1 pseudogene is annotated in these 278 nt (G+C 68.0%); it reads left to right on the forward strand.

Annotated features, from left to right (window positions below):
- Window positions 1–278 (forward strand): annotated as a pseudogene (locus GJQ66_RS14205) (2,3-diaminopropionate biosynthesis protein SbnB); the annotation flags it as partial.

Here is a 278-nt window from a genome sequence, read left to right on the forward strand (position 1 = left end):
GATGGGCATCCACGACCTCAGCAATGAATACGCCGCGGGCTTCGAGAACCACCTGAAGGACGCCGGCGGCACCGGGCGCACCGTCCTCCACGACTCGGCGGAGAGCCTGATCCGCAACAGCGACCTGGTCGTCTTCGCCACCGTCGCGGGCACTCCGCACGTCACCAGCCCGGCGTGGTTCGCGCACAACCCGGTGGTGCTCCACGTGTCGCTGCGCGACCTGGGCCCGGAGGTCATCAAGGCGTCGTCCAACTTCGTGGACGACGTCGAGCACGTAC

The organism is Microbacterium sp. ZXX196, assembly GCF_009709595.1.
Lineage (GTDB): Bacteria > Actinomycetota > Actinomycetes > Actinomycetales > Microbacteriaceae > Microbacterium > Microbacterium excoecariae.